The sequence below is a fragment of the Atribacterota bacterium genome, from assembly GCA_039638595.1.
GTDB lineage: Bacteria > Atribacterota > Atribacteria > Atribacterales > Caldatribacteriaceae > Profundicultor > Profundicultor thermophilus.
Map to the genome: position 1 here is coordinate 48660 of JBDIWM010000007.1, position 8593 is coordinate 57252.

The window sequence follows — 8593 nt, forward strand, 5'->3', positions numbered from 1 at the left end:
ATAATAACAGAAAAACCAAGAAACGCAACGGAAGTTGGTGGGAACGAAGGATGATTAAAGTACGGGTGCAAGATTTAAAGCCGGGAATGGTGGTAGGGTATCCGCTCCTACGGGACGATGGTGTGGTTCTCCTTCGAGAAGGCGTAACGCTCACCAGCCGCTTGATCCTGCGCATCAAAGAAGCCGGTTTTGAGTATATCTATGTTCGAGATCACCGATTTCGAGATGTCGATTTAGAAGAAACCATTTCGCACGATGTTCGTCGTCAGGCTCTTTTAACCCTTAATGATTCGTTTACCAGTATTGTGAAAGGGAAACAAACTTCTCTGGAACCGATTCGGAAGCTGGTGGACGAAATCATCGATGAAGTTCTGAGTAGCAAGCGATCCGTAGCGAGTCTTGTGCAGCTCCGCCAGCACGATGATGCCGTCTTTTCTCATTCGGTCAATGTTGCGGCGCTCTCAGTGTTCTTGGGGAAGTTTCTGGGATTATCCCGGCAGCAATTGCGAATGCTGGCCTTGGGGAGTTTAATGCACGACCTGGGAAAAGTGAAAGTTCCGCTGGAGATTCTCAATAAACCAGGAAAACTCCTCCCTGGGGAGTGGGAAGTGATGCGCAATCATCCCCTGTGGTCGGTGGAGCTCATCACCGGAAAGGCTCCGGAAGAAGTGGTGAGTATCACGGTGGCCCTGCAGCATCACGAACGCCTGGATGGGAGTGGGTACCCCTATGGGCTTCTTGAGAACGATATCCACTTCCTTTCCCGGATTTGCGCCTGTAGCGATGTGTATGATGCCCTGACTGTGGATCGCCCATACCGACAGCGTTTTTCCTATGCTGAAGCCCTGGAATACCTCATGGGTAACGCAGGTAAGCTCTTTGACCTTCAGGTGGTCACGGCGATGGTGCGCCATATTGCGCCCTATCCGGTGGGAGAGACGGTGCGATTGACCACTGGAGAAATTGGGGTGGTGGTGAAACTCAACGAAGGACTCCCCATTCGTCCTGTGGTGCGGGTCATCCGGGACCAGAACGGTAATCTTCTGGAAAAGCCCAGAGATGTGGATCTTCTCAGAGAGTTGACCGTGGCCATTGCCGGAAGTGAAGTGAATGGGTACGAAGAGTATCGACAGCCTATCCCTCAGGAAGCAGGAAGGAAGATGAGTGATGATTAGGGTCCTGGTTGACCACCTCCAGCCGGGGATGAAAGTAGGATATCCGGTGTTGGCCGAAGACGGTTCGGTTCTCCTCAACCAGGGGGTTGCTTTGACCCCCCTTTATATTCGCAAACTCAAGGAGTTGGGTTTTCGGTCGATTTTTGTGGAGGACGAACTTTTTCGGGATATCACCGTTGATGAACCTTTGAAGTTTGAGACTCGCCAACAAGTTCAGCGTGCTCTCCATGACGCGGTGCGGCGGTTACGGCGAGGAGATTCGTTTTCCTATACGGAAGTGGTTAAAGTTCTGGAACAAGTTTTGGTGGAATTGCTCAATCAGGATGAAGTCGTTTTCTATCTTGTCCAGATGCGTAGTTGCAGTGATTCGATTTTTACCCATTCGGTCAACGTGGCGGTATTGAGCGTCATGATTGGGAAGTTCCTCGATCTGAGTTTTTTGCAACTCAAAAAACTCGGTTTGGGCGCACTTTTGCACGATGTAGGGAAAATTCGCTTTCCGGAAGGTTTTTTGAAGGAAAAAACCGCTCTGGATGAGGAAGAGCGAAAGCTCATTAAGATGCATCCGGTTTGGAGCCGAGAGATCATCCAGAGCCAGAGGGGGTACGACTTTTTGGCTTCCCTCATCGCCCTGCAGCATCACGAACGCCTGGATGGGAGTGGGTACCCCTATGGGCTTCTTGAGAACGATATCCACTTCCTTTCCCGGATTTGCGCCTGTAGCGATGTGTATGATGCCCTGACTGTGGATCGCCCATACCGACAGCGTTTTTCCTATGCTGAAGCCCTGGAATACCTCATGGGTAACGCAGGTAAGCTCTTTGACCTTCAGGTGGTCACGGCGATGGTGCGCCATATTGCGCCCTATCCGGTGGGAGAGACGGTGCGATTGACCACTGGAGAAATTGGGGTGGTGGTGAAACTCAACGAAGGACTCCCCATTCGTCCTGTGGTGCGGGTCATCCGGGACCAGAACGGTAATCTTCTGGAAAAGCCCAGAGATGTGGATCTTCTCAGAGAGTTGACCGTGGCCATTCTCTGTCAGGTAGGGGAGGATGCAGAAGGATTCTATCCCCGGAATGAAGTTCCACCGATTGTTGAGAGGGAATTCATCGATTGAACCTTTAAGAGAGAACTCCCATCGCAGTGGAGGTCGTTCCACTCTGGAAAGCCTTCCCGGCAGGAAGAGAAAAAGAGTCCATGGCGGTGGGCAATTTGTCGAAGCGTTTGAAGGATTTCTGCCCTTTTTCTTTTCTCAAGATAGTGACTGTTTCCCTCTTTCTGCGTGTACCATCTTTGAGTGGAAGAAAGATGGGGGAAGGTTTCCACCAACCTCTTCCAGGAGTCTGGGCGGAGTTTAAAGGTCGAGACCACCACCTGGCGGATTGAGGTGGAAAGTCGTTGCAACATCTTTTCCCACTCCCCGGGATCGTCGTTGATTCCCGGAATAATGGGGTCCAGCCGTAACACCGTGGGAATACCAGCTTGATGGAGTTTTTGAAGGGCTTGAATTCGCTCTTCTGGTTCTGGGGCGTGGGGTTCGAGTCGCTTTACTTTCTCGAGGTCCATGGTGGTGATGGTGAAACTCACCACCGCCTTCATGGTCTTGAGGAGGTCTGTGTCGCGGGCTACCAAAGGAGACTTGGTGAGAAGGAGGACTGGAATTTGGTAATCTCTGCACATGGTGAGGATGATACGGGTGTACTGTTTCTCTGCTTCTTCCTGAGGGTAGGGATCGGAGGAGTTGGAGAGGGACAAATAGGAAGATTTGACTTTTTGTAATTCTTTGGACACGGTTTTCAGGAGATTCCTTTTTTCCCGGACCACGAAAGCCTGGGGGATAAAAGCGGTGATATAGCAATATAGGCAACCGTGTTGGCAGCCAGTGTAGGGGTTAAGGGTATACTTTGGAGGACAGGTACACAACTTCCCTTTCCAGGGGTCAAAGTACTGAATCAGGACCATACTTTTATTATACTTGTAAGAGGATTTATGCTCAAGCGGAGGTGAAAAAGATGAGCTGGAGAAAGTGTTCCTGGGAAATGGTCGTGAACAGGGCTTTCCAGGCGATTCAAAATGTGGGTGGTCTTTTTCTGGTCACAGAGGGAAAAGACAAAAACCCCAATGTGATGAGTATTGGCTGGTTTACTTTAGGGATTGTATGGCGAAGACCGGTAGCGGTTGTCTTGGTGCGTCCATCCCGTTACTCGTTCGAGCTTCTGGAGCAAAATCCGAACTTTATCGTTACCATTCCATATCCCACGATGCATCGGGAAATCGAAATCTGCGGGAGTTACTCGGGTCGAAATACCGATAAGTTTGCCCTCTGTCATTTCACCCCCCGATATGGCGAAGGTCAACTGGTAGCCATGATCGACGAATGTCAGGCGTCCCTGGTCTGTTCGGTGGTGCAGAAAACGAAAGTGGAACCCTCCACTTTTTCAACGTCGATTGCCACCGAGTTTTACCCTCAAAATGACTTCCATTTTGTGTACTTTGGCGAAATTAGGGAAGCCTGGCGAAAGGAGAACGATTAATCGTTCTCCTTTCCGGTTTTGGGAGCAAAGGCTTTCAGAATTTCCATGGGAAGCGGGAAGACCACGGTGGTGGCGTTTTCCGCGGAGATATCATTCAGGGTCTGGAGGTAACGCAGCTGCAGGGCAATGGGATTTTCGGCAATGATTTTGGCGGCTTGGGAGAGTTTCTCTGCTGCTTGGAATTCTCCTTCAGCATTGATGATTTTTGCTCGTCGTTCTCTCTCGGTTTCGGCTTGCCGGGCCATAGCTCGCTTGAGCTCTTCGGGTAGAACCACTTCTTTGATTTCCACCGCCGAAACCTTAATGCCCCAGGGGTCTGTCTTTTCATCGATGATTTTTTGCAGGGCTTCATTAATTTTATCCCGATGGATGAGCAATTCATCGAGCTCGGACTGACCGACGATGCTGCGAAGCGTGGTCTGAGAAATGAGTGAAGTCGCCACGATGTAGTTTTCCACTTTGGTTACGGCTGCTTCCGAGTCCATAACCCGGAAGTAGACTACGGCGTCAACCGTTACCGGAACGTTGTCACGGGTGATGAGTTCCTGTTTGGGAACATCCATGGTCATCACTCGCAGATCAACTTTGACCAGCTGGTCCACAAGGGGAATGACAAAGAAAAGCCCAGGACCCTTGGCACCTACCAGTCGTCCCAGGCGAAAGATGACTCCCCGTTCGTATTCTCTGACCACCCTGATGGCGGCTACCAGAAAAACAATCACGATGATTCCCACCGTAAGGACGATACCCATGTTTATCCCTCCCTCTTTACAACTAAAGTTTGTCCCTCTTTTCGAAGAATTTTAACCTTTTCACCCTGTTGCACCGGTTCTTCACTTTTGGCCCACCAGAGTTCCCCTTCTACCACGATGAATCCCTCCGGAAGAAGGTCTCCTTTGGCAGTACCGATTTTTCCGATGAGCGTTTCTCCTCCGACCTTGGCTTTTTGCCTTAAAGCTCTGACCACGCCCATGAGGAGAATGAAAAAGAAACCCGCTATACATGCAATAACGGTCGCTACAAGAGACCCGGAGACGGTAATCCCCTTTTCGGGATTGAACAGAGTCAGTGACCCCAGCAAGAGGGACACAATGCCCCCCACGCTCAGGATACCGATTCCTGGAATGAGGATGAGATCCAAAATCAAAAAGAGAAAGCCCAGGACGATGAAGAGGATACCCACAAAGTTGACCGGGAGTATCGAGAAGGCGTAAAAGGAGAGCAGTACGAGGATGCCTCCGAAAACTCCTGGGATGATTGCCCCGGGATTAGCCAGTTCAAAAATGATACCCAGAGCCCCCAGGGTAAGGAAAAGGTAGGCCAGATTGGGATTTACAATGTACTGGAGGGTTTTCTCCTTCCAGTTCATGGGTATCCGGAGGATCTGGGGATTTGGGATCTGGAGTGTGGCGAAGATTTCCTCAACGCTTCCAACCACACCATCGATGAGACCGTACTGTAGAGCTTCTTTTTCGGTGACGGAAAGGCTTTCCCGGACCATTTTTTCGGCAACTTCGGGATTGCGCCTGCGGGTTTCGGCTAAAGAACGCATGAACGAAGCAGCATCGTTGACGATTTTTTCACTCACCGTTTGTCCTTCCACGGTGACCGGATGGGCGGCACCGACGGTGGTATTGGGACTCATAAAGGCGTGGTGGGAAGCAATGAGCAGGAAGCTCCCTGCTGAAGCGGCCCTGGCTCCTTGGGGTGAAACGTAAATCACCACAGGTATCGAAGACTGTAGGAAGCTCTTCACAATGTTTCGCATTGATTCTTCCAGGCCTCCAGGGGTATCGAGGACAAAAACCACTAGTTGGGCGTTTTCCTGGATGCTTCGCCCAAGTACTCTCTGGATGAACGCCTCGATAACCGGAGTGATGACTCCCTTGATTTCCCCGATGACCACGGTATGTTGAGGCTGAGAACCGATCCCCGGATAAGGATTGAGGAGAAGAAGCATGATGAGAATACCCATAATACCGAACTTCTTCATCGGAATTCCCCTCCTTTATTGTAGCACAGATAAGGATTTCGTGTATAATACTTTCGAGACAAATGGAAAGAAGGGTGTTCATTTTGAAAATTCTCCTCATTGCTCCCAATGCTGGGAGCGTGCAAAAGAAGAAGGCACGATATGTCCCTTTTCCTCAGGCCAGCCTCCCCCTCATTGCGGCGTTGACCCCACGGGAACATGAAGTGAAAATTATCGATGAACGGTTAGAAGAAATTGACTTTGAAGAATCCTGTGATTTGGTTGGGATTACGGCTATGACGGCCACAGCTTTTCGGGCGTACCAGATTGCCGATGAATTTCGGAAACGGGGAGTCAGGGTGGTTTTGGGAGGAATTCACCCCACTGCGCTTCCGGAAGAAGCCATTGCGCATGCTGATAGTGTGGTGATCGGAGAAGCAGAGGGATTGTGGGAAAAACTCCTAAGCGATGTGCAACATGGGTGTGGGGAACGATTTTACCGGCATGATGATTTTCCCTGTTTGCAGGGTTTGCCTCCTTCCCGTCTTGATCTGCTTCGAGGACGATATCTTCTCAAATATGTTTTTCAAACCACCAGAGGTTGTCCCCATAACTGTGGCTTTTGTTCGGTGTCGACCTTCATGGGAAGGCGATACCGTCACCGACCGGTAGAAGAGGTGATTCAGGAGGTCAAAGCCTGTGATGCTTCCATGATTGGGTTTTTAGATGACAACATTGTGGGGAATCCCAAATATTCCAAGGAACTCTTCCGGGCTCTTATTCCTTTTCGCAAGAAGTGGGTGAGTCAGGGAACCGTCAAAATGGCCGAAGATGATGAATTGCTCAACCTGGCAAGCCGTAGTGGCTGTATTGCGCTATTTGTGGGATTTGAATCGGTGAATGAGGAGAACCTTAAAGATATGCATAAAACGTTCAATCGGGTAGATCGGTACCGAAAATTGATTGAAAAGTTTCATAAACAGGGGATTATGGTGATTGGCTCCTTTGTTTTTGGCTTTGATGAGGACGATGCTTCAGTTTTTCCGAGAACCCTCCAATTCATCGAAGAAGCTAAAATCGACTTTGCCCAGTTTTCAGTGCTGACACCCCTGCCAGGTACCGAGGTTTTTTTGAAACTGAAAGAAGAAGGTCGGATTTTCTCCTATGATTGGTCGAATTACGATTTTGCACACGTGGTGTATCAGCCGGCCAAGATGACCCCGCAGGAGCTTCAGGATGGGTATAACCTGGTTTTTCGCCAATTCTATTCCTGGCCAAAAATCATGCGCCGGACTCTGCGTAACTGGAGATATCTCCATTACTTTTTGCCTGCCAGTTTCTACTATTCCTGGGTTTCCCGCCATCCCAAAACCGTACCGGGGATCTGCACGGGTGGGGCTTGACAAGTATGGTATAGTAGCTGAGGGTGTTGCAGGTGAAAGCGTTACTGGCCTTAGAAGATGGAAGGGTTTTTGAAGGGTACGCTTTTGGTGCCCTGCAGGAAGCAAGCGGAGAAGTGGTATTCAACACCAGTATGACTGGTTATCAGGAAATCCTCACCGATCCTTCGTATCGTGGACAGATTGTGGTTATGACCTACCCCCTCATTGGGAACTATGGGATTAATACTTTGGATGTTGAATCCATTCGCCCGCAAGTGGCAGGGTTCATCGTTCGGGAAAAAAGTCCCATGGAGAGTAACTGGAGGTCAGAAGAGAGTCTGGAGAATTATTTGCGTCGAAACCATATCATGGGGTTAGCGCAAATCGATACTCGGGCCTTGACCAAACACATTCGGGAAAAGGGAGCCATGCGCGCCGTCATGTCGGTGGTGGATTTGGATTCAGCGTCTCTTGTGGCCAAAGCTCGGGCGATTCCTCCCATGGTTGGTCAGGACCTAGTGCAGGAGGTGACGGTTTCTGAGCCCTATGTGTGGGAAGAAAAGGGACAGTTTACCATCGCGGTGCTTGATTGTGGAGTGAAATTCAATAACCTTCGGGATATCCAGCCTGGTTTGAGGCCAAAGAGGTGTTAAAAGAGAATCCAGATGGTGTTCTCCTCTCTAATGGTCCCGGAGACCCGGCTGCACTTCCCTATGTAGTCCGTTTTGCTGAAGAAGTCATGGGGAGGGTTCCGGTATTTGGAATCTGTCTGGGTCACCAAATCCTGTGTCAGGCACTGGGGGCCAAAACCTTTAAACTCAAGTTTGGCCATCACGGTGGGAATCACCCCGTGAAAGACCTCCTCTCAGGATGGGTGGCCATTACTACCCAAAACCACGGATTCAGCGTTGATTTTGATACCTTGCCCATGGGAGAGGTAGAAATTACCCACGTGAATCTCAACGATGGAACTCTGGAGGGTATCAAACACCGAAGACTTCCCCTCTTTTCGGTGCAGTTTCATCCCGAGGCTCATCCTGGCCCTCATGATACTTCGTACCTTTTTGATCAGTTTGTGAGGATGGTGGAGGACAACCTTGCCTAAAAGAGAGGATATAAGAAAGATTCTGGTCATCGGTTCTGGACCCATTGTGATTGGACAGGCCTGTGAGTTTGATTATTCTGGAACTCAGGGGTGTAAGGCTTTGAGAAGTGAAGGGTATGAAGTGGTTCTGGTGAACAGCAATCCGGCAACCATCATGACGGATCCAGAAATGGCAAATCGCACGTATATAGAGCCTCTGGTACCGGAGGTAGTGGAGCGAATTATCGAGATTGAACGTCCTGATGCTTTGCTTCCTACTCTGGGAGGGCAGACGGCGCTCAATATCACCGTGCAACTTGAAGAGCGAGGGGTCCTGCAAAAGTTTGGAATCAAAGTGTTGGGTGCTTCGCCAGAAGCCATCCGTAAAGCTGAAGACCGGAAACTCTTTAAGGAATCGATGCTCAAAGTGGGGATCGAGGTAC

Annotated in this window: 8 protein-coding genes and 1 pseudogene; 6 read left to right on the plus strand and 3 right to left on the minus strand. The window is 49.9% G+C overall.

What is annotated here, in order from left to right:
- Positions 1–50: 50 nt before the first annotated feature.
- Positions 51–1175, plus strand: a complete 1125-nt coding sequence (locus tag ABDK92_03280) for an HD-GYP domain-containing protein (protein ID MEN3185646.1) — start codon at positions 51–53, stop codon at positions 1173–1175.
- Positions 1168–2295 (plus strand): HD-GYP domain-containing protein, encoded by a 1128-nt coding sequence (locus ABDK92_03285; protein ID MEN3185647.1) that lies wholly within the window; start codon positions 1168–1170, stop codon positions 2293–2295. Before ABDK92_03280 ends, ABDK92_03285 begins: the two co-directional genes overlap by 8 nt.
- Here the strand turns inward: ABDK92_03285 and ABDK92_03290 are convergent.
- Complete coding sequence (locus tag ABDK92_03290) at positions 2244–3140, minus strand: radical SAM protein (GenBank protein MEN3185648.1); 897 nt, start codon at positions 3138–3140, stop codon at positions 2244–2246. The genes ABDK92_03285 and ABDK92_03290 overlap by 52 nt on opposite strands.
- A gap of 50 nt (positions 3141–3190) precedes the next feature.
- Between ABDK92_03290 and ABDK92_03295 the strand changes: the two genes are divergently transcribed.
- Positions 3191–3712, plus strand: coding sequence for a flavin reductase family protein (locus ABDK92_03295; protein MEN3185649.1), 522 nt, complete (start codon positions 3191–3193; stop codon positions 3710–3712).
- Here ABDK92_03295 and ABDK92_03300 read toward each other — a convergent pair.
- Positions 3709–4464: a slipin family protein gene (locus ABDK92_03300; protein MEN3185650.1), complete on the minus strand. Its 756-nt coding sequence runs from the start codon at positions 4462–4464 to the stop codon at positions 3709–3711. The two genes, ABDK92_03295 and ABDK92_03300, sit on opposite strands and share 4 nt — an antisense overlap.
- A 2-nt stretch (positions 4465–4466) precedes the next feature.
- Positions 4467–5705 carry a nodulation protein NfeD gene (locus ABDK92_03305; GenBank protein ID MEN3185651.1) on the minus strand — a complete coding sequence of 413 codons (1239 nt, stop codon included), beginning with the start codon at positions 5703–5705 and terminating at the stop codon, positions 4467–4469.
- Between the two features lie 74 nt (positions 5706–5779).
- Here ABDK92_03305 and ABDK92_03310 point away from each other — a divergent pair, with 74 nt between their 5' ends.
- The 3 genes and pseudogenes from ABDK92_03310 to carB all read left to right on the plus strand — a co-directional run.
- On the plus strand, positions 5780–7087 hold the full coding sequence (locus ABDK92_03310; protein MEN3185652.1) for a radical SAM protein: 1308 nt from the start codon (positions 5780–5782) through the stop codon (positions 7085–7087).
- A gap of 32 nt (positions 7088–7119) precedes the next feature.
- Positions 7120–8171: pseudogene (gene carA / locus ABDK92_03315) on the plus strand (glutamine-hydrolyzing carbamoyl-phosphate synthase small subunit).
- Positions 8164–8593: carbamoyl phosphate synthase large subunit (carB, locus tag ABDK92_03320; GenBank protein MEN3185653.1), on the plus strand; the 430-nt coding region annotated here is incomplete at its 3' end. The pseudogene carA and the gene carB, both read left to right, overlap by 8 nt.